We start from the raw sequence: 17,651 nt of genomic DNA, 5'->3' as shown, positions 1-17,651 counted from the left end.
CAGCCGAGAGAAAATCACGACCCCGCCCTTCCTTGGACACCCGGGGTACCTAACAAAGCCCTACTAGTGCCGCATCAGGCAACGTTCGCCCCGTTTTCGGTTGACGGTGCCAGCCCGTGCCGAGTGTCGCGGTTACTCAGCGTCGAGCTGGTGGTCGGCCCAGACGTAGCTTTCGGGCAGCAAGTCGGTGATGGGGACGGTTCGGACGCGGTCGCCTTCGCCAACGATGACCTTGAGGGCGGGGAAGTAGTCGAGAAGGACCTGACGGCACCGACCGCACGGGGGAACAACCCCCCGGTCGCGGTCGCCCACAGCGACGATCGTGTCCAGGTCATAGACGCCCTGGGCGGCTGCCGCACCGATGAGGACCAGCTCCGCGCACGGTCCTCCCGTGAAGTGGTAGGCGTTCACCGCGGTGACAATCCGGCCGTCCCGGGCGCGGGCCGCGGCTGCCATGGTGTGGTTGTCGCCCCGGCAGCGAGTGCGAGCCACGTGCGCCGCGGCTTGGATGAGTTCGTGATCGACGTGGTGGGTCTGCGTGGTCATCTTCGCTGCCTCCGTCAGGTGTCAGGCGAGGTTGACCCGGGGGACGATGGTGCGCAAGCGAATATCGGCGGTGTGCTTGTTCCGCCAGATGATGGAGCGGCGGAGCATGCTGCCCTGCTTCTTGTGGCCGGCGTGGTCGGTGTCGTCCAGCGTGAAGTAGCGCAGGGCGGTGAACTGGGCCTCGATGCGGTTCAGCCAGGAGCTGTTGGTCGGGGTGTAGGCGAGTTCGACGTTGTTGGCCGCGGCCCGGTCACCGACGCGGGCGTCCTTCTTCGTGGTCAGGTGCGGGGAGAAGTTGTCGAGCACGATCGCGACGCGGAGCTCCGGCGGGTGGAGGCTGCGCAGGTAGCGGCAGAACTCCAGGAACCTCGCGCGGTTCTTCCTCGGCTTGATGTGGCCGTAGAGCCTGTCCTTGCCCAGGTCGTAGGCGGCGAACAGGTGGCGGACTCCGTGCGGGCGGATATAGGTCGCCCGCCGCCGGGGCCGGGGCTCCCGGTCGGGTTCCTCGTGCCGTCCGCCGCGCTCGGCCCACTGCCGCCCGGGGTGGGGCTGGAGGTTCAGCGGACCGAACTCGTCGAGGCGGAACACGACGTCGGGCTCGTCTTCCTCGGGCATGACCTCGCCGTCGGCGATCGCGTACAGGTGCTCGACGCGGGCCTTCTTGGCGGCGTAGCCGGGGTCGTGGGAGGTCTTCCAGGTCTTTATGCGTTGGAAACGACACGCCTCCTCGCGGAGCAGGGCCCGAAGGCCCTCGTGGCTGATGTCGTCGACCACCCCCTCGGCGGCCAGGGGGTCGGTCAGTTCGGCCAGGCTGCAGGCCGAGAACGGCAGGCCGTGCTCGACCGGCTTTGACTTGGCGATCTCCTTGATCTCCCGGCGCTCCGGAAGCGTGAAGGTCTTCGGGCGCCCGGCCTTGTACTTGGGGTGGAGCGAGTCGAAGCCGTGGGCGTTGAAGTTGTGGATTATGTTCCGGACCCGGTCGGAGCTGGTGAAGGTCACCTCGGCGATCTTCGCCCCAGGCATGCCCTGCGCGGACAGCAAGACCATCTGGGCACGTCGCCAGGTCACCACCGAGCCGGTGCCTCTGCGGATGATCCGCACCAGGCGCTGCCCGGCATCGTCATCGATCTCGCGGACGCGTACTCGTTCTGCCACCCGGACAGCCTGACGACACCGCGTTGCACGGACCAGCATCCGAACAGCGCGTCACGTCACCACAAAGCAAAGGTTCTCTGATGCGGCACCGGTCGGTGGACGGCATGGGCACGGTCAACGCCGCGATGCCGGATGGTGTCCCTCCGGGTGGTGCGGGGAATCTGAAGGTGGCGTCGTGGGTCGGGGCCGGTCGTATCGCTCGGCGGGCGTGAGATCGAGTAACCCGGCGAGGCGGCATATCGGGCCTTACCGGGGGCGGTCGGCTGCTCGTGCGGGCGGTTTTCCGTGACCGTCCGGTGGGAGGGCGGCCTTGCCATGTGCGATGCCGGGACGCTCGCTCACGCCCTGGGGATGACACACCGCCTCAAAGGCGTGAGCACTTTGGCCACCGCTGTCCTGATGCCGCTCGTTTGAGCGTTCACGTGACACATGCCCGCCGACTGCTCACGCTTTTCGCAAGGCACCCGTCTCCGGCCCCGCAGTGTCGGGACCGCGGAGATCTTCTACACCGCCTGGTGGGACACCATTCGATGCCACCACGCCAACTCCGCCTACACGATGAGCTCGGGTGTGTTCGTCCGAGTAGTACCTCGTCCAAGCAATCGGCCTGCAAAAGGAGTTCGGCAACGGCCCTTGGCGGCAGCATGGGCAGCGTCTCTTACAGCTTGCCCCGGTCCCAGCCCTCGCCGCAGCACGGGCTGCTGCTCGTGGAGGCACTGGCGGACCGCTGGGGAGTGATCGAGGGGCGGTTCCCGCGGAAGACCGTGTGGGCCGAACTGCGCCTCGTACCACCGGAACCCGTCCCCACGGGTTCCGGTGCCGTCGACGACTGAAAGACAAAGAACGTGGGGGGAAAAGAACCCCACCAAGCCCCACCCCTCCCGCCCGTGACGCATACTCACTCGGGCAGGTGAACATCCCCGGTTCGGCTGGATTGCATGGCCCTCCAGGCCCGACGCTCAGCGCAGGACAACAGCAGACATGCGACGGCCCCCGCCGGGACGGCAATCCCAGGGCGAGGTCCTGACCACCGAGGAAGAGACCAGGACTTCCCGATGGGTACCCAGAACCCTAACGTGCGCCCGCACGTCCAGGCCCGTATTGCGGGCAACAAGCACCCGAACCGGGGCCACCGCACCGGCGGGCTGCTCCACGACAACTCCCGCCACACACCGCCCGTTTCACGGTGATCGGCAACCACCTCGCCCAGCACGGCGAACTCTCGCTGCTCGCCATCGGGCTCGGCACCCGCCTCCAGTCGCTGCCGAAGGGCGCGCCGGCCGACATCAAGACCCTCACCGCCCGGTTCCCCGAGGGGGTCGCCCGTATCGCCGTCGCCCTGTGCGAGCTGGAGGCCCACGGCTACCTGCGCCGCGAACGCGTCCGTACCCCCGCGGGCCGGATCGTCACCCGCACGACCTCGTGCAACCAGCCGGCTGCGCCCGCCATCGCACCGAGGAACTCGCCCCGGCCCCCACCAACCGTCCGGCGGTGCCGGAACCGCAGCGGCAGGAGCGGCAGAAGGCGTGCGCGGGCGGGGAGGGCGCGCAGCACGGGACCCGCCGGAAGCGGGAGCCCCGCGAGCCGCAAGCCGCTCCCGGACGTGCCGCGCCCCGCGTACCCCGCCCCCGCGCTCCTCCAGGCCGCCACCGATCTCCTCGCGGACCTGCGCCGCCACGGCTCCCACCTGCTGCTCTCCGCCGCCGACACGGCCCACCTGGCACCCGGAGTCGCCGCCTGGCTGGAGCGGGACGTCACCCCCACCGCCGTACGCCACGCCCTGACCACCGACCTGCCGCCCGAAGGCGTCCGCCGCCCTCCTGGCACACCGCCTCACCGCCCAGCTCCCGCCCCCGCCCCCTTCCGCGCCCCGGCCGAGGACCCGCCCGCCCACTACGGGATGCGCAACTGCGACGGCTGCGAGCGCGGCTTCCGCGCCCCCGAATCCGAAGCCCGCTGCCGCGACTGCCGAACCAATCCTCAGGAGGCCGCCTAGCATGAACGTGACGATCCTTGCCCCTGGGCACAGACGACGAGGAGCGAGCGCCATGACCATCGCACCTGACGACACGTACCAGGGCGCCTCTCACCCGTACCGGGCCATGCGCGACTTCGTTCAGTCCACGGGCGACACGCTGCCGGGCACATTCGAGATCACCAAGGAGGGGATCGTCCACGACCTGACGTCGCCCAGCGGTCGGCACGAGCTGACCACACTGCGGCTCCGGAAACGCCTGGAGAAGGTCATGCCGGAGGAGCTCGTGGCCCATACGGGTGAGCCCGATGTGGAAGACGAGCCCGAAGGCGTCATGCGCCGACCCGACGTCATGGTGATCGCCGAAGAGGACATGGACATCGAGGGAACCTTCGACGCCCGTACGCTCATCGCGGCCATCGAAGTCGTCTCCCGGTCCAATCCGCGGAACGACTGGGTGGGCAAGATGCGCGACTACCCGCTGCTCGGCATTCCCGTCTACGCGATCTTCGACCCCCGTACCGGCAGTGGCGCTGTCCTCACCGACATCCACCCCACTCCGGACGGCCCCCGTTACGCCACGCGCAAGGACTTCGTCTACGGCGAGGACGTCACCATCGGGGAATGGACCATCGCCACGAGCGGCCTGCCGCGCTACCAGGACGACGGTGCGGAAGAGACCGGGGCCGCTGAGGCCGCCGGAGCTGCTGGGGCCGCCGAGTCCTCAGAGGCGTGATCCGGAAACGGAGGAATCGCTTTCGGTCACCTTCGTCCGGTCCACCCCTCCCGGCTTGACCCGCCCCCCCGGCGTCTCCGCGATCGTGCTCGTACAGATCGTGGCGAAGAGTGATCGTGAGGTTGCACATGGCTGTGTCCAGACCGGAGACGCGTCAGTTCGAGGCGTTCATGACGAACCTGTCGTACGCCAGGCGCATGGTCAAGGCGGGCGGGATGCTGACGCCCTTCCGGTCGCCCACGGTCGACATCGACGACTTCTACCGGGCCGCCTGGGTCCAGGCCGTCGCCGCCATCGATCACTGGCTGCACGAGGAGGTCCTGCGCCGGGTCGCCGAACTGGCCGCCAGGGACAGCCCCGAGACGCCGTACCAGCTCAGGGTGTACGAACTCCCGCTGCACCGGGTCGAAGCGGTACGGCGGGGCGAGGTCACCCTCTCCGAGGCCGTCGTGGAGCACCTGCGCGACAAGCTCGCCGCACAGGCGCTCCAGCACCCCGGGAAAATCGCCGAAGTGCTCAGGCTCGTCACGGAGAAGAAGGTCTGGTACGAGGCGGCGGGGTGCATCAACAAGGAGTTCTTCCAGGGGCGTACGTCGCTCAACGAGAAGACGCTCCGCAGCCGTTACCTGGAGATCACCCAGCGCCGCAACAAGATCGCCCACGACGCCGACCTCATCGACGGCGACCTGAAGCAGCGCCGCTCCATCGACGAGGCCGATGTCACGGACGCCATCGACTGGATCGAGCGGATCGCCCTGGCCCTCGCCCACGTCCTCGACGACGAGAGCTGACGGACTCGCCCGTACCCCGGGCGGCTCGCGCCCCGCGTGGCCGGCTCTGTCCTGCCCGGCCCCCCCGGGCGCTGCCCGTACTCCGGCGGGTCAGGCGTCCTGGCGCGGGCCGCCGTATCGGAGCCGCTCGACGAGGGCGAGGAAGAGGAAGAGGTTCGGGATCTCCTTGACCGGCATCCTCGCCCAGAACAGCTTCTTGCCGTGCTTGCGCAGCACCAGCGTTCCCTGGGCGATCTCGACCTTCTCGATCTCCGGCCAGGTCAGGCTGCCCTTTGCCGTGGCCACACCGTTCAGGTTCACCGAGAGGCCCCCGTAGGTCAGGGTCCGGCCCTGCTCCAGCCCGGCGAGCAGCCCGGGCAGCTGCGTCCGGGTGATCTCCTGCTGGAGCGCCGGGCCCCAGCGCTCGGGCTGGGCGTAGAAGTCGGTCACCTTGAGCGTCGTACCGTGCTCGCGGTAGAGCGTGTAGACGTAGGTGGTCCCGACGTAGATGCCGTTCGCGTACCGCTCGGTGATCTCCTGAAGCGCCGTCATCGAGTCCCAGCGGAAGACGGATACCTCGCCGTTCTTTCCCACCTCGGCCAGGCCGTGCTCGAAAAGGTGCAGCCGGCGGGCAGCCTGCTTGCGCGAGAGATTGGGCGTTTTGAAGGCGAGCCAGAAGAAGTAGGCGCCCAGGGGAGGAAGGAGCAGGGAGACGGTTCCCATGAACAGGAGGCCGACCATCCGCACCGTGCCGATGCGCTTCGGCAGGAACGTCTCCCGCAACTGCCCAAGGCATTCGGTGCCCGGGGGCGCCGCCTCAGGGGCTGTCGTCTGCCAGGGGACCTGCTGTGCGGTGGGTCCTGCCATGAGCCGTGCTCCTCGCCGTAGTGATCAGAGATTCGGCGATCATTCTGCGGTCGGGGCCGACGCCCGCACACGGTGGGGCCTCTCGGCGGACACCGGAACCGGCAGGTGGGGCGACGGTCGTGTGCGGAACTCCCGGTCAAAACCCGACATCACGTGGCTGAAGGACCCCCGCCCTCGCTCGTTCCCTGGGCAGTGAGGTGGACGTACCGGAGGGCGAGGTCGAGCAGAGGCCGCCCGGTCAGCCCTCGACCGCGTACGGGACGAAGTCGGCCCACGCGGCGGGTGCGAAGCTCAGGCGGGGCGCGCGACGTCCTTCGAGTCGCGGACGTGGAGGGTATCGGGGGCGGGGTGGGCGGGACGCGGGAGAAGCGGGCGCCCAAGCCGCTGCCCGCCGTGCCGCGCCCCGCCTTCCCCGCCCCCGAGTTGCTCCGGGCCGCCGCCGGCCTCCTCGCGGGCTTGTGCCGCCACGACCCCTTGCTGTTCCTCTCCGCCCGCGACACGGCCCACCTGGCCCCCGGCGTCGCCGCCTGGCTGGAGCGGGACGTCAGCCCCGCCGCCGTACGCCACGCCCTGACCACCGACCTGCCGCCCGAGGGACTACGGCGGCCCGCCGCCTTCCTGGCCCGCCGCCTGACCGCCCGGCTCCCACACCCGCCCCCGTTCCGCGCACCGTCGACAGTCTCACCGGAACCCGTCGTCACCAAGGTGCGTAACTGCAACGGCTGCGAGCGCGGCTTCCGGGCCCCGACCGCTGCCGCGACTGCCGAGCCGATCGCGAGGAGACCGCCTAGGACGTATGTGAGATGTGGCTACAACGCCTGACGTATCAGGGTGAGTTGGACGGTAGCTCCGTAGCGGACGGCGAGTTTTTCGTACGATCCCGTGACGGTCGCCCCATCGTCGGTATCGGCGGCAACAGTCGCTCCAGCCGCACCCACTGTTCGACCGTCAGATCGCCACGAGCCATTCCGAGATCGTTTCAGATCTTGCTCAACGCCTCGGCACGCGTCCTAACCCTGCGTCGGGTTGCTGTGCAGCTTGCGCCGTTCCCGGCGGTTGGGGTGGCGGATGACCACTCCCGCCATGCCGCCGGATCCAGTGAGCCGGATCAGTGGAGTTCCCGGGAGCCGGTCGGGAGTGGTCTTGTCCGTCAGGTCGCCGACGCCGGGATCCATGCCGCTGGTGTCTGCGGCCCAGCCGTCGGGGATGATGATCGTGACACCAGCTGTCTCCCCGTACGCCTCCACCGCGACCTCCGTGAGGCGGCACTCGACCCGGGTGAAGTCAACCTTCACACCCCCCAGGCCTCCGTGAGCGATCACGTGCCCGGGAACCTCCCAGCGCCCGGGGCCTCGAGACGCGCCGTACATGCCGCCCTTGAGTACCAGCGGCGGCAGGTTCTCAGCGGAATTCAGCCTCGGCAAGTCGGCGGTCAGGACGGCCAACTCGGCGTAAGTCTTGGACTTCAGCGCCTGCTCCAGGCGCGAATCCAGCTCATCGAGGTCGATTCGCCCCTCGGCTGCCGCATCGCGCAGCTGCTCCACCACTGCTTCCCGGTCGTCGTGAGAGGCGCGGAGCTCTCCTGACGGAGCAGGGCGCGGAAAAGGCTCCGGAGGCTGGGTAGTCATGGCCGCAAGGATAAGAGGGTCTTCGAATTTGATGGGGGTGCGGCGGTGACGGTCGGGCTCGCCGGTCACGCTGTGTGAGGCAGTGGGGGTGCGGGCGTCCCGGACGCAAGTCGCCCGCGGGCCTTCGTGATCATGGTTGTTCTCTAGGCAACCGATCACGAAACCCCACGGGCTTGGACATCGACGATACCGGGATCAACGAGGCGGCGACGCGACTTCTGGGGCTGGAGGGGGTGAGTGTGATCAAGGTCAAGGACGACGGATCGGGCGGTTCGGCGGTGTACGTCGTCACGGCCGAGGACTCCGCCCGGGCCTGCCCCTCGTGCGGGGTCTTCGCCACCAGGCTGAAGGACTACCGCACCACCCGGCCCAGGCACCTGCCCTGCGGTGGGCGCCCGGTGAGTATCCAGTGGCGGAAAGCACGCTGGCACTGCACCGAACCCGCCTGCGGGCGCGGTTCGTTCACCGAGGCGATACGCGCGGTGCCGGCCGGGATGCGGACCACTGCCGCCCTGCGCCAGGCGGCGGGGGCCGCGGTCTGCGACGGCTCTCGCACCGTCGTGCAGGCCGGCCGCGACCTGCACCTGAGCTGGCCCATCGTGCAGCGATGCTTCGAGGACCACGCCGCGAAGGTCCTGCCCGAGACCCCGCCCGCGACCTCGGCGATCGGGATCGACGAAACCCGGCGGGGCAAACCGGTATGGAAACAGAACCCGGACACGGAGAAGTGGGAACTCGTCGCGGACGCCTGGCACATCGGCTTCGTCGACGCGATCGGCGGACGCGGCCTGTTCGGCCAGGTCGAGGGCCGTAACTCGGCGTCGGTCGCCGACTGGCTCAGCGCCCAGCCCGCCGCCTGGCGTGAGCAGGTCCGCCACGTCGCCATCGACCTGTGCTCCACCTTCCGCGCCGCCGTTCACCGCGCCCTGCCGCACGCGGCCGTGGTCGTCGACTGCTTCCACATCGTGCAACTCGCCCAGCGCCACCTCGCCGACCTGCGCCGCCGCCTCACCTGGAAACAGCACGGCCGCCGGGCCCGCAAGGGCGACGGCATCTACACCGTCCGCAAACTCCTGCGCCGCAACAAGGAAAACCCCACCGAAGAACAACTCTCCCTCCTCAAGGCCGAGTTGGAGTACATGGGCACCTACGGCCGGCAGATCTACGCAGCCTGGCAGGCCAAGGAACTCCTGCGTGGCCTCCTCCATCTGGCCGTCAGCCGCACCCACGTCACCCCCGACCGCTCCGCGATCTCCGCCGCCCGCCACCGCTTCCTCGCCCACGTCGCCGACCACGCCCACCTGCCCGAAATCGTCACCCTCGCCGAGACCGTCGAGCAGTGGTGGGACGGCATCGAGACCTACCTGGTCACCGGAATCACCAACGCCGCCTCCGAAGGCAACAACCGCCTCATCAAGCTCGAAGCGCGCAACGCCTTCGGCTTCAGGAACCGCGAGAACCAACGCCTGCGCTCACGCTGTGCAACAACTCGCCGGAGCCGACGGGAGGCGCACCCCCACTAAATTCGAAGACCCGGATAAGCAGCCGGCGGACTGAGCGGACTGGGACCGCACATCTCCAACACTGCCTAGAGCAGGCTGAGTGCCCGCATCGCATCGCGTTCGATGCGCGAGAGCTCGTGGAGGAGGGAGCCGGCCTGCATGAGGTCGGAGATGCGTGAGCAGGAGCGGCAGATCCGGTCGAGGATCTGGTCGGCCGTCTCGGTCCACTTGAGGGGCCGGGCCTCGTCGTTCCAGACCTTGGTCCAGTTGTCGAGTGCAGTCTTGAGGTCCCGGGCCGTTGTTGGTCCCGCGTTCACCGGAATCTCCCCACATGCCTGGAACTCTTGCCGTGGGGGAGCCGTCTTACCCGCTGCAAGCCGCCCAGGGCCGATGGCCGGCCCGTAGGACCCGGCTCAGTCCGTAAGGAGACATACATGAAGTCCTGGCGTTCCCGTATCGCCGCCGCTGTCGTGGTCGGCACCGCAGTCGTCACCATTCCGCTGACCGCGGGCTCGGCGTCCGCCGCCGATCCCGACGGCTTCAACCTGGTCGGTGGGTTCAGGGATCACCACATATGTCAGGTGGAGGGGAAGGCCCTCCTCGACGAGGGGTTGTACAGGGAGTTCCAGTGCCGTTGGAACGCCCCGTACTGGGAGGTGTGGGTCCGCTGAGCGGTCCTCACCCGATGAACGCACTGTTCGGCAAGGGCGTGCTGTCCGTGGGCTGCGCGGCTGACGACGGACGGTGACCGGCCCGGGGAAGCGGGGGCCGGTCAGCCGTCCGGTCACCGCTCTCCGGCCGGTACCCGAGGCCGGGCCCGGCCGCTGCCTGCACCGAGCCGTTCACGCATGGATCACGAGCTGCGGGGCCGTTCAGCTGAAGGGAACGGCGTCCGTCGGGGAGGTGTGCCAGTTGGTGACGATCGGGTCCTCGACAGTAATGGTGCCGACCGGCAGGGACACCGGGTTGGGGTCGTCGTCACCGACGCCGACGATGATGCTGTCCAGTTCCTTGCCACCGTTTCCGTTGGTGCTCTTCGGGTTCACCCCGGCGTAGGCGGTGGTACTGCCACTCAGCGTGATCTGCTCGCCGACGGACTGCTCCGCGGGACCCGCCTGGGTGCCGTCGGAACCGAACGCCACGGTCGGAAGCGCGGCCGGCAGGACACAGGTGATCCCCGACTTCGCCTTCGCGATGATCAGGATGTATCCGCCGGCCTGGGTCTCGGACTTGGTGCTCCAGGAGATGTCGTTGGCGCCGCAGCTCTGCCCGACCGGCTCCCGCTCGCCGTTGCCGGTGTCGGCGCCGGAGCCGGCTCCGTCCTCGGTTCCCTTGCCCGTCTCGTCGGAGCCCTTGTCGGTGCCCTGACCGCTGCCCGCGGTCGACGAGCCGGACGGGGTGGCCGCATCGCCGGCCGGAGTGGCGGACGAAGAACCCTGCGCGGCGCCGGTGTCCGTGGCCGATTCCTGGCACGCCGTCATCAGCATGGTGCCGGCCACGAGGGCTGCGGAGACGAGTAAGGCCTTGCGACGGTTGCCGGACATGAGATCCCCTTGGTGATCAGTGGTTGAGGCCGAAGCGGTTTCGGCTTCTCGGTGCTCGCTCAATCACTATGAAGGGGCTGCGGGCCGAAGGGATCCCGGCGTCTTCGTTCCAGGACAACGCTGTCACGGACCGGTGACATGATCACGGAGTGGACCCTGGCAGGGAAGAGAGCGAGTACGCGGAGCCGTCCTGGCCATCGCCCGTGTGCTCGACGACGAGGAGTGACGGGCCCCTGGCGAACGGGCGGCCCGCCCCTGCCGGTGTGCGGCGGGGGCGGGCACGCGTCGTGCGTGAGCGAAGCCTCCCGGCCACGGCCCGTGAACGGGTCCGGCCACAGGACTGCCGCTACGGGGTGGGGCCGGGAATCCGCAGGCTGCTCTTTCCGTTGACGGTGGGATCCTTCGTGTTCTGGAGCGCGTCGAGAATGGCCAAGCCCTGGCTCACCAGGCCCGCAGCCATCTGATTGACGCCCTCGGTGCCGTTGAGGACGGTGAGGCTGGCGCCCGACATACCGCGGGCGGCCGCTTCGGCGAGGGTCGGCAGGTTCTCCACCACACGGTTGGCGGCGATCAGTTCCTGGTTGCCGTCGCGCAGCGAGAGGGCGCGGGCGGTGTTCGCGTCGGCCTGGGCCTGCGCGAGGGTGCGCTCGGTGTAGGCGTTGCCGTCCGCCTCGAACTTGGCCCTGTCCCGGGCGGCTTCGGCCAGGGTGCGCTGGCGGTACGCCTCGGCGTCCGCCGGGCGCCTGACCTCTCCTTCGAGGCGCTGGGCCGCCAGTTCGGCCTGGCGCTTGGCGAGCGCGGTCTGTTCCTCGATGACCTCATGGGACGCCGTGGCCTGAGCGAGCGGGCCGGCCTGGGCGGCGCGGGCGTTGGACTGCTCGGTCTCGGCGAGGAAACCGGCCCGCTTGATCGCGGTGTCCCGCTCGTACTCCGCCTTGAGGGCGGCCGCCTGCTGTTCGCGTTCGGTCGCCTCCTGGTCGGCCTTGGCCCGGGCGATGCGCGCCTGGCTGGCGACCGCGGCGGCGTGCGGAGCGGAGAGATTGTTGATGTATCCGGTGGCGTCCTCGATCTCCTGGATCTGGAGCGCGTCGACGACGATGCCGAGTTTCTCCATCTCGCTGTGACTGCCCGCCATCACTTCCTGGGCGACCCGGTTGCGTTCCCGGATGATCTGTTCGACGGTCAGTCCGCCGACGATGGACCTGAGGTGTCCGGCGAAGATCCGGCCGACGAGCTCCTCCATCCGTTCCTGTTCGGAGAGGAAGCGGCGGGCCGCGTTGGCGATCGAGACCGCGTCGTCACCGACCTTGAACACGCAGACCGCGCGCACGCTCAGCCGGATGCCCTGCTGGGTGACGCAGTCCTCCGCGATCTCCGCTTCCCGCAGTGCCAGGGACAGCATGCGGGCCTTCTGCTTCACAGGCAGTACGAAACTGCCGTGACCTGTGACGATACGGAACTGCGTCGCCTGCGCCTGCCGTTTCGTACCGGATATGAGCATGGCCTCATTGGGTGCGGGGACCTGCCAGAACAGCATGAGGGAACTCCCGTCGAGCAGCGGGACGCAACGCGCTTTTTCCAGCCCTTTGCAGGACCGTTCAGGACGGCAGCGGCTCGACGATCACCGAGCGCGCCGAGATGGAGTCGACGACGAGGACCCGTGCGTCTCTTGCGAGGGGGGTGTTGGTGCGCGACCACGCCGCGTAGGTCTCCGAGCCCCCGCGCACAGCCACCAAGACCTCACCCGGTCCGTCCGGAGGAATGCCCACGGTGATTCTTCCGATCGCTCCGACCGGACTCTGGGAGGACTCGTCAGCGCTGGGCATGGGCCCTCTCGCCGGGCATACGTCTCGTGATCACAGGCGATCACCTCCGGCCCTGTCGTCGATCGGGAGCGGCCACGACACACGAGCCGACGGCGACGATTCTCTCGATGTCTTCACGGTACTCCCGACCCCTGCCGGGCGGGAGCGCGGCGTCAGTACCCGCCGCCGCTCTGCTTGGCCTTGCCGGTGACGCCGCTGCCGGACGTGTCGAGTACGTACCGGGCTCCACCGAAGGCGGTGGAGCCCTGACCGTTCGTGTCACCGGCCTTTGTGGCGCCCGCGAAGTAGTACAGGGTGTGCCCGTTGTACGTGATCTGCTTCTCGCCGCCGCTCCGGCCGGTGGTCCCCAGCAGATCCGCCTTCGCGCCCTTTTGGCGGTCGGCGTACCGGTCACGGTCACGGGCGGCCACGCGGCGGCACAGGTACCGGTGCAGGTGGACTTGGTGGAGGTGTCGGACTCGAAGAGGTAAAGGGCGCGGCCCCGACCGTCGACGAGGCCGGTACCCGGAGGGGAGGAGGCGCCGGCCACGGTTCCCGCCGTACCCGGCGCCGGCGGGGAGCCGCCGATGGACTGCGACGGGGACGAGGAAGAGCCCCCGCTGCTGTTCGAGCAGCCTCTGGCGGTGTCGGCGAACAGCCCGACCACTGCCACGACAGCGGCTTTCCCGGCAAGCTCCGCGCTGGGTTTCATCCGAGGGAACTCCTTGCACCGGAGCGTTGGCCCGTCCGTGCGGGGTCAGGAGAACCATTGAGGCAGAAAATCGTGCCCGCGGCGCGTCGGGCGACGCCGTCCGGGTGCCCCGGGGAGGGGATGCGGGCCGTGGTGGGGCGTTCGACGAGGGAAGGCCGCATAATCCGGATGGCCCGCGGGTTCGCCTTCTCCGCGCCTGCCGGCCCCGCGCCGGGTAGGGCAGCGGCCCCCCGGCTCCGCCGGCGGAGGGAGGGAGGGGGCCACCGGCCCGGACCACGGGACCGGGTGACGGACGCCCTGGACAGGGGCGAGGAAGGCCGGACGCCTCATAGGGTGGAACCCATGACGGAACTGCCCTCCCCCAGCTCTCGGCCGGGGGACCCCCCCTCTCGCTCCGCCCGGCGGCTGCTGCTGGTGCACGCCCACCCGGACGACGAGTCGATCAACAACGGCGCCACCATGGCCCGCTACGCGGCCGAGGGCGCGCATGTGACCCTGGTCACCTGCACGCTCGGTGAGCGCGGCGAGGTCATCCCGCCCGAGCTGGCCCACCTGAGCGGTGCCGCCCTCGGGCAGCACCGGATGGGTGAGCTGGCCGAGGCGATGCGCGCCCTCGGCGTCGACGACTTCCGGCTGCTCGGCGGCGCCGGGCGCTACAGCGACTCCGGGATGACGGGCCTGCCCGACAACGACGACCCCGGCTGCTTCTGGCAGGCCGACGTCGACCGGGCCGCCGGCCTGCTCGCCGAGGTGATCGTCGAGGTGCGGCCCCAGGTGCTCGTCACGTACGACGACGGCGGCGGCTACGGGCACCCCGACCACATCCAGGCGCACCGCGTCGCCATGCGTGCCGTCGAACTCGCCGCCCGGGACGGGTGGGACATCCCCAAGGTCTACTGGAACCGGGTGCCCCGCTCCGTCGCCGAGGCCGCCTTCGCGCGACTGGACGACGACCTGTCCGGGCTGCCGTTCGACAAGGCGGGCGAGGTGGGTGACGTACCCGGAGTCGTCGACGACGACCTGGTCACCACCGAGATCGACGGCACCGCCCACGCCGCCGCCAAAGCCGCCGCGATGCGCGCCCACGCCACCCAGATCACCGTGGCCGAGCCGTACGCGCCGTACTTCGCGCTCTCCAACGAGCTCGCGCAGCCGCTGTTCACGACCGAGTACTACGAGTTGGTGCGCGGTACGCGGGCCCCCGGCAGCCGGGAGGGCGACCTCTTCGCCGGGGTGGGGGCCGAGACCGGGGCCGAGGGTGGAGCGGGGGAGGCGCCATGAGCAGGCGGACGACCGGGAGGGGGCCGACGCCGACGCTGGCTCAGCCGCTGCGGCTGCCCTCCGGCGGACGGATCGCCGCCTGTGGGGGGCTGTTCCTGCTCGGCGCCGTGGTGGGTGTGGCCGGGACGCTGGTGCAGCCCGCGTGGTTCCCGGGCGGGCTGCTGCTCGCCCTCGCCGCCGAGGCCGGACTCTGCCTGGGTGGGGCGCTCGCGCTGCGCAGCCGCGCCGGGGCCGCGTCGGCCGCCGGTGGCTGGGTGCTCGTCGTCATCCTGCTCACCGCCAGCCGTCCGGAAGGCGACTTCTTGTTCGCCGCGGGAGCCGGCTCGTACCTCTTCCTGCTCGGCGGCATCGCCGTCGCTGTGATGTGCGCCACCCTCGCACCGGGGCGGCAACCGGACGGTGCTCCTGTCCGACTTGGGAAGTGACGTACTACTTCGCCGCGGTGCGCGCGTGCGGGTCCGGTGCGGGTTTCCGCCACGGTCCGGCGATACGGGTCGGATGCGGCCAGTATGGTGGTGCGCGCGCCGCTGAGCCTCCCCGAACTCTCGGCTCCGGTCGAGTTGGGGGAGACCCCACCGTGAGGTCGTGACGGGCGGCGGAGCCAACCGGGAGAACCTGCCTTGAGTCGTGAAACTGACACCCCGTCCACCGGGCCCAACGGGCGCGGCGGAGCCGCATACCCGTCGGGCACCCCGCCCTACGGAATTCCGGCGGTTCCGGGTGAGGCGGCGGCCGCGGGCCGACCTGCCGCGCGGCCGGACGAACAGCGCCCGGGCGGCCCGCGTTCGGGCGGCCCGCGTTCGGACGAACGCAAGACCGAGACCACACTGACGACCAGAATCCGGATCAACATCCCCGGTTCCCGGCCCATTCCGCCGGTCGTCGTGCGCAAGACCGTCAAGGACGGCGAGGGGACGGGCGACAGCGACACCCAGGGCGGGGCCAAGGCCCAGGCTCCGGCCCCGGCGCCGGGTGCCCCCAGGGCACTGGGTGCCGGCCCCGGCACCGCTTCCGGTCCCGGTGCCGTCGAGCCTTCCGCCGCGGCCGCTCCGGGGGGCCCGCGGCCCGCCCCGCAGCAGCCGGTTCCGCAGCAGGCGGCCCCGGCGGAGAAGCCGGCCAGCGACTGGTTCGCGCCGCGCAAGTCCGGTGCGGGCAAGGGCGCTACGGGCGGCGGCTCCGGCAACGGGGCGGGTGCGGCGGGTGGTTCGGGTCCCGCGGGCGGCGCCTCGGGAGCTTCCGGCCCGCCCGGTGCTTCCGGTGGCGGTGCGCGTCCGGGGGGCGGACGTCCGGCCGGTGTGGTCGGCGGTATGAGCGTGACGGGCGGCGGCTCCCGGCCCGGCGGCTCCGGTGCTCCTGGTGGTCCCGGTGGCACGAACGGTTCCGCACCGGGCGGCGGCAACGGCTCCGGGCTCTCCGGCGCGACCGGCGGGCCGGTCGCGCCCGGACACGGCGGTGGCACCGGTTCCTTCGACGTGACCGAGGCGCTGGCCGCCGGCCCGCTCGGCAGTGGCGGTACGCGTCCGGGCGCGGGCCCGGGTGCGGGTGGGAGCGGTGGCGGCGAGCCGCGCTTCGACGACCTGCCGTTCTTCACGGACGGAGACCTCGAAGCGCGGAACGGCCAGGCGGAGCACCCCGGTCGGCCCGGTCCGCCCAGCCAGTCGCCGTACGGCGATCAGCGCGGACCCGGTGGTCCTGCCGGTCCCGGTGGTCCCACGACCGGACCGGTCACCGGTCGGACCGGCCCGCTGGGCCTGCCGCCCGGCGGTGGCCCGCGCGGCCCCGGCGGCGGCCCCCACCCCGGTGGCGGGCTGAGCGATGACACCGCGAGCCTCACCCCGCAGTTCCCCGCCCCGGAACCCGGCTCCCCGGGCTACGGAGCCCGCCACGACAACGTCTCCGGGCACACCGTCACCAGCGGCATCCCGGTCGTACCGGCGAGCGCCTCCTTCGACGCGGACTTCGCGGCCGCCGGCTCCGGCACGCGCACGCCGCTCAGGCCGCCCGAACCGGCCACCCCGTCCCCGGCGGCCTCCTCGAAGGCGCCGAAGAAGAAGGGCCGCAGCAAGCTGCCCCTGCTCGGCGGCGCCGTGATCCTGCTCGTCGGTGTCGCCTACGGCGCCGGCCTGCTGATGAACCACTCCGACGTGCCCAAGGGCACCACCGTGCTCGGCGTCGACATCGGCGGCGGCACCCGCGACGAGGCCGTGAAGACGCTCGACAGGGCCCTCGCCGACCGGCTGGAGAAGCCGCTCAAGCTGGCCGTCGGCGACAAGACCGTCGAGCTGGAGCCGGACAAGGCCGGACTCCAGCTCGACACCGACGCCACCATCGGCGCGGCGGCCCGGAGCGACTACAACCCGGTCTCCGTCATCGGCTCCCTCTTCGGCGACAGCCGCGTCGTCGACCCCGTCATCCCCGTCGACGAGGAGAAGCTGCACGCCGCCCTGGAGGCCGCGGGCGGCGGCTCGGGCAACGACGGCACGATCACGTTCGAGTCCGGCAAGGCCGTCGCCGTCTACGGCAAGCCCGGCGCGGGCATCGACGTCGACAAGTCGGCCAAGGTGGTCGAGGCGGCGTACAGGACCCAGGTGGAGACCGGCTCCTCGTCCACGGTGACGGTCCCGACCACCGCTCAGGAACCCTCGGTGTCCAAGGCCGAGGTCGACCGGATGATGAAGGAGTACGCCGAGCCGGCGATGTCGGCCAACGTGACCGTGCAGACCGACGCGGAGCACTCGGTGCCGATGAGTCCGCAGAATTCGCTGTGGAAGTTCCTCAGGGTGGAGGCCGTCGACGGCAAGCTGGTCGACAAGCCCGACCTGAAGGCCCTGGAGGAGCTTTACGGCCAGGCATTCGACGGTGTGCTCATCACCCGGGGCAACGGTGAGAAGACACCTGTCACTCCCCAGGACGTCTACGGCGCCCTCCGCCAGGTTCTGACAAGCACGACCAACCGGGTCGCGGTCATCGAGACGAACCCGAGCTGAACCGGGGCCGGCCTGTCGTCCTGACCCCCGCATGACATCCGTTACGCGGGGGTCAGGACGGTCCGCACGGCCCTTCGGACGCCGTACGGGTCACGAGGGCCCCATGAGTACAGCGACGAAAGCCGTCTACGCCTCCGTCGCCC

The 17,651-nt window shown here is 70.4% G+C and carries 16 protein-coding genes and 4 pseudogenes; 10 read left to right on the top strand and 10 right to left on the bottom strand.

Annotated elements, in window-relative coordinates; translation table 11 throughout:
- Window positions 1–132: 132 nt before the first annotated feature.
- Both ACFP2V_RS22880 and ACFP2V_RS22875 read right to left on the bottom strand, forming a co-directional pair.
- Window positions 133–546 (bottom strand): cytidine deaminase family protein, encoded by a 414-nt coding sequence (locus ACFP2V_RS22880; protein ID WP_381215519.1) that lies wholly within the window; start codon window positions 544–546, stop codon window positions 133–135.
- Window positions 547–567: 21 nt separating this feature from the next.
- Entirely contained in the window at window positions 568–1,701 is a 1,134-nt protein-coding gene (locus tag ACFP2V_RS22875; RefSeq protein WP_381215516.1) for an IS630 family transposase, read from the bottom strand.
- 692 nt (window positions 1,702–2,393) lie between these two features.
- Between ACFP2V_RS22875 and ACFP2V_RS22870 the strand changes: the two are divergent.
- From ACFP2V_RS22870 to ACFP2V_RS22855, 4 genes and pseudogenes are all read left to right on the top strand, one after another.
- Window positions 2,394–2,534 (top strand): annotated as a pseudogene (locus ACFP2V_RS22870) (ATP-binding protein); the annotation flags it as partial.
- Between the two features lie 222 nt (window positions 2,535–2,756).
- Window positions 2,757–3,697: pseudogene (locus ACFP2V_RS22865) on the top strand (helix-turn-helix domain-containing protein).
- 52 nt (window positions 3,698–3,749) lie between these two features.
- The gene (locus ACFP2V_RS22860; protein ID WP_381215513.1) at window positions 3,750–4,412 is read left to right on the top strand and encodes a Uma2 family endonuclease; all 663 of its coding nucleotides are present in this window, start codon (window positions 3,750–3,752) and stop codon (window positions 4,410–4,412) included.
- Between the two features lie 128 nt (window positions 4,413–4,540).
- Window positions 4,541–5,203: a hypothetical protein gene (locus ACFP2V_RS22855; protein WP_381215510.1), complete on the top strand. Its 663-nt coding sequence runs from the start codon at window positions 4,541–4,543 to the stop codon at window positions 5,201–5,203.
- Window positions 5,204–5,293: 90 nt separating this feature from the next.
- Here the strand turns inward: ACFP2V_RS22855 and ACFP2V_RS22850 are convergent, their stop codons facing one another.
- The gene (locus ACFP2V_RS22850; protein WP_381215507.1) at window positions 5,294–6,049 is read right to left on the bottom strand and encodes a DUF6585 family protein; all 756 of its coding nucleotides are present in this window, start codon (window positions 6,047–6,049) and stop codon (window positions 5,294–5,296) included.
- A 360-nt stretch (window positions 6,050–6,409) separates the two neighbouring features.
- Between ACFP2V_RS22850 and ACFP2V_RS22845 the strand changes: the two are divergent.
- Window positions 6,410–6,840, top strand: a pseudogene (locus ACFP2V_RS22845) (helix-turn-helix domain-containing protein); the annotation flags it as partial.
- Between the two features lie 219 nt (window positions 6,841–7,059).
- On the opposite strand, the gene ACFP2V_RS22840 reads toward ACFP2V_RS22845, so the two are convergent.
- On the bottom strand, window positions 7,060–7,677 hold the full coding sequence (locus ACFP2V_RS22840; RefSeq protein WP_381215504.1) for a DUF1707 SHOCT-like domain-containing protein: 618 nt from the start codon (window positions 7,675–7,677) through the stop codon (window positions 7,060–7,062).
- 173 nt (window positions 7,678–7,850) lie between these two features.
- Here ACFP2V_RS22840 and ACFP2V_RS22835 point away from each other — a divergent pair, with 173 nt between their 5' ends.
- Complete coding sequence (locus ACFP2V_RS22835; protein ID WP_381215501.1) at window positions 7,851–9,200, top strand: ISL3 family transposase; 1,350 nt, start codon at window positions 7,851–7,853, stop codon at window positions 9,198–9,200.
- A gap of 65 nt (window positions 9,201–9,265) precedes the next feature.
- On the opposite strand, the gene ACFP2V_RS38655 is transcribed toward ACFP2V_RS22835, so the two are convergent.
- Window positions 9,266–9,496 (bottom strand): hypothetical protein, encoded by a 231-nt coding sequence (locus ACFP2V_RS38655; protein WP_417801239.1) that lies wholly within the window; start codon window positions 9,494–9,496, stop codon window positions 9,266–9,268.
- Window positions 9,497–9,613: 117 nt separating this feature from the next.
- Here ACFP2V_RS38655 and ACFP2V_RS22825 point away from each other — a divergent pair, with 117 nt between their 5' ends.
- Entirely contained in the window at window positions 9,614–9,850 is a 237-nt protein-coding gene (locus ACFP2V_RS22825) for a hypothetical protein (protein WP_381215498.1), read from the top strand.
- Window positions 9,851–10,051: 201 nt separating this feature from the next.
- Here ACFP2V_RS22825 and ACFP2V_RS22820 read toward each other — a convergent pair whose 3' ends face one another.
- The 5 genes and pseudogenes from ACFP2V_RS22820 to ACFP2V_RS22800 all read right to left on the bottom strand — a co-directional run.
- Window positions 10,052–10,723: a DUF4232 domain-containing protein gene (locus tag ACFP2V_RS22820; RefSeq protein ID WP_381215495.1), complete on the bottom strand. Its 672-nt coding sequence runs from the start codon at window positions 10,721–10,723 to the stop codon at window positions 10,052–10,054.
- A 346-nt stretch (window positions 10,724–11,069) separates the two neighbouring features.
- A complete protein-coding gene (locus tag ACFP2V_RS22815) occupies window positions 11,070–12,260 on the bottom strand; it encodes an SPFH domain-containing protein (protein WP_381215492.1) in 1,191 nt (396 codons plus the stop codon).
- 61 nt (window positions 12,261–12,321) lie between these two features.
- Window positions 12,322–12,456 carry a hypothetical protein gene (locus tag ACFP2V_RS22810; protein ID WP_381215489.1) on the bottom strand — a complete coding sequence of 45 codons (135 nt, stop codon included), beginning with the start codon at window positions 12,454–12,456 and terminating at the stop codon, window positions 12,322–12,324.
- A gap of 245 nt (window positions 12,457–12,701) precedes the next feature.
- Window positions 12,702–12,959, bottom strand: coding sequence for a COG4315 family predicted lipoprotein (locus tag ACFP2V_RS22805; protein ID WP_381215486.1), 258 nt, complete (start codon window positions 12,957–12,959; stop codon window positions 12,702–12,704).
- 38 nt (window positions 12,960–12,997) lie between these two features.
- A pseudogene (locus ACFP2V_RS22800) lies at window positions 12,998–13,240 on the bottom strand (hypothetical protein); the annotation flags it as partial.
- Between the two features lie 342 nt (window positions 13,241–13,582).
- On the opposite strand from ACFP2V_RS22800, the gene mshB reads away from it, so the two are divergent.
- From mshB to ACFP2V_RS22785, 3 genes are all read left to right on the top strand, one after another.
- The gene (gene mshB / locus ACFP2V_RS22795; protein WP_381215483.1) at window positions 13,583–14,521 is read left to right on the top strand and encodes an N-acetyl-1-D-myo-inositol-2-amino-2-deoxy-alpha-D-glucopyranoside deacetylase; all 939 of its coding nucleotides are present in this window, start codon (window positions 13,583–13,585) and stop codon (window positions 14,519–14,521) included.
- Window positions 14,518–14,946 carry a DUF6113 family protein gene (locus ACFP2V_RS22790; protein WP_381215480.1) on the top strand — a complete coding sequence of 143 codons (429 nt, stop codon included), beginning with the start codon at window positions 14,518–14,520 and terminating at the stop codon, window positions 14,944–14,946. Before mshB ends, ACFP2V_RS22790 begins: the two co-directional genes overlap by 4 nt.
- Window positions 14,947–15,141: 195 nt before the next feature.
- Window positions 15,142–17,508 carry a hypothetical protein gene (locus ACFP2V_RS22785; RefSeq protein WP_381215477.1) on the top strand — a complete coding sequence of 789 codons (2,367 nt, stop codon included), beginning with the start codon at window positions 15,142–15,144 and terminating at the stop codon, window positions 17,506–17,508.
- Window positions 17,509–17,651 lie beyond the last annotated feature (143 nt).

Origin of the sequence: Streptomyces incanus (genome assembly GCF_042656345.1) — a bacterium.
Lineage (GTDB): Bacteria > Actinomycetota > Actinomycetes > Streptomycetales > Streptomycetaceae > Streptomyces > Streptomyces incanus.
This window is presented reverse-complemented; position numbering and strand designations above follow the sequence as displayed.

What these genes read in the sequence shown, in the direction of transcription:
- ACFP2V_RS22850 (WP_381215507.1), bottom strand. Translation starts at nt 6,049, where the DNA reads ATGGCAGGACCCACCGCACAGCAGGTCCCCTGGCAGACGACAGCCCCT.
- ACFP2V_RS22860 (WP_381215513.1), top strand. Translation starts at nt 3,750, where the DNA reads ATGACCATCGCACCTGACGACACGTACCAGGGCGCCTCTCACCCGTAC.
- mshB (WP_381215483.1), top strand. Translation starts at nt 13,583, where the DNA reads ATGACGGAACTGCCCTCCCCCAGCTCTCGGCCGGGGGACCCCCCCTCT.
- ACFP2V_RS22825 (WP_381215498.1), top strand. Translation starts at nt 9,614, where the DNA reads ATGAAGTCCTGGCGTTCCCGTATCGCCGCCGCTGTCGTGGTCGGCACC.
- ACFP2V_RS22815 (WP_381215492.1), bottom strand. Translation starts at nt 12,260, where the DNA reads ATGCTGTTCTGGCAGGTCCCCGCACCCAATGAGGCCATGCTCATATCC.
- ACFP2V_RS22790 (WP_381215480.1), top strand. Translation starts at nt 14,518, where the DNA reads ATGAGCAGGCGGACGACCGGGAGGGGGCCGACGCCGACGCTGGCTCAG.
- ACFP2V_RS22880 (WP_381215519.1), bottom strand. Translation starts at nt 546, where the DNA reads ATGACCACGCAGACCCACCACGTCGATCACGAACTCATCCAAGCCGCG.
- ACFP2V_RS22855 (WP_381215510.1), top strand. Translation starts at nt 4,541, where the DNA reads ATGGCTGTGTCCAGACCGGAGACGCGTCAGTTCGAGGCGTTCATGACG.
- ACFP2V_RS22820 (WP_381215495.1), bottom strand. Translation starts at nt 10,723, where the DNA reads ATGTCCGGCAACCGTCGCAAGGCCTTACTCGTCTCCGCAGCCCTCGTG.
- ACFP2V_RS22840 (WP_381215504.1), bottom strand. Translation starts at nt 7,677, where the DNA reads ATGACTACCCAGCCTCCGGAGCCTTTTCCGCGCCCTGCTCCGTCAGGA.